This window comes from Pseudoalteromonas rubra (assembly GCF_000967655.1).
Classification (GTDB): Bacteria; Pseudomonadota; Gammaproteobacteria; order Enterobacterales; family Alteromonadaceae; genus Pseudoalteromonas; species Pseudoalteromonas rubra_A.
In genome coordinates this window covers 1-1092 of record NZ_JXYA01000101.1, presented here as the reverse complement: position 1 = coordinate 1092, position 1092 = coordinate 1, and the positions used below count along the sequence as shown (strand labels likewise).

At 48.4% G+C, this 1092-nt stretch carries 2 protein-coding genes and 1 pseudogene; all 3 read left to right on the top strand.

Features of this window, described 5'->3' with window-relative positions:
• Positions 1-290, top strand: a 290-nt coding sequence (locus TW77_RS23645; protein ID WP_240479544.1) for a hypothetical protein, incomplete at its 5' end; no start/stop codon positions are given.
• Positions 287-595, top strand: a complete 309-nt coding sequence (locus tag TW77_RS23640) for a MarR family transcriptional regulator (RefSeq protein ID WP_046007433.1) — start codon at positions 287-289, stop codon at positions 593-595. The genes TW77_RS23645 and TW77_RS23640, both read left to right, overlap by 4 nt.
• Positions 596-600: 5 nt before the next feature.
• Positions 601-1092: pseudogene (locus tag TW77_RS23635) on the top strand (hypothetical protein); the annotation flags it as partial.

Below are 1092 nucleotides of genomic sequence, written 5' to 3'. Positions count from 1 at the left end.
GCAAGCGCCGCTATTCAGGAGTACAGATCATGAGTTTACTAACAACCCCTGTAGACATTGCACACATAGATGTTATGGATTCACGCCCGCTGATTTACTGCCAGTGCTGCCGTAGCTATGAACACGCGTGCCAGAGCGGCGCAACGCCCAAAATGTGGCAGCAAGCGGCCACCTATGTTGGCTGGCGACACGTACGCAGCGAGCATTTTGATCTCGATGTGGTGTGCCCTGAGTGCGTTGCAGAATTCCATCAGCCAGTTAAGCACCGTGAACTCAGGAAAGCAGTATGAGTGACCTGTATATCTCGCCCCAGGTGCAGCGCACATTAAAGGCGCTGACCCTGATGGCTGGCAATGAAGTTGAGGGCATAGAACCAAAGCAACTGGCAGAGGCACTGGAGACCAGCAACGCTGATGTAACGCGAATATTGGCCAATCTGGTAAAGGCCGGGTTTGCTGAGCGGCTGCCAAAAAATGATAAACGCTGGCGACTGAGTAAAGCGCTGGTGCAGCTTAGTAACACGGTAGATCACAATTTTACTAACGCACTGCGTGAGCTACAGCAGGAAGCGATTAATTACAGAGTACTGGGGTAATAACGATGACAGAAACACACATTACACCCGAACAGGAAAAAGCCCTGGTTGAAGGCAAAGACATTCTTGCGTCTAAACAGGATGCTTTGCTGCAACTGGGCCAGATCCAGGCATTTAATTTTGTTGGAAAACTCGTAACTGTTACGGAATTGAAGATTGTACAGCAGATAAAGGAATCCAAGAGTTACAAGGGCTTAACCTATCGTGATGAAAATGGAAAAGTCGTAACTGTTACGACTTGGGAAGAATGCTGCAAGCACTTTCTGAGTACTGATGTTCAGAATATAGATAACCGCCTTCGAAACTTACAACAATTTGGGGAAGAGTTCTTCGAGCAAGCGCAGCAGATGAAGCTTGGATATCGTGACTTGCGATCTCTGCGTCAGCTGCCTGAAGAGGATCAAGCGCTGGTGATTGAGTCGGAAGCCGTTGAAGCGGGCGATAAAGATGCGGTTAAGCAGCTTATTGACGACCTGAAAGCCAAGCATAAAAAAGAG

What these genes read in the sequence shown, in the direction of transcription:
- TW77_RS23640 (WP_046007433.1), top strand. Translation starts at nt 287, where the DNA reads ATGAGTGACCTGTATATCTCGCCCCAGGTGCAGCGCACATTAAAGGCG.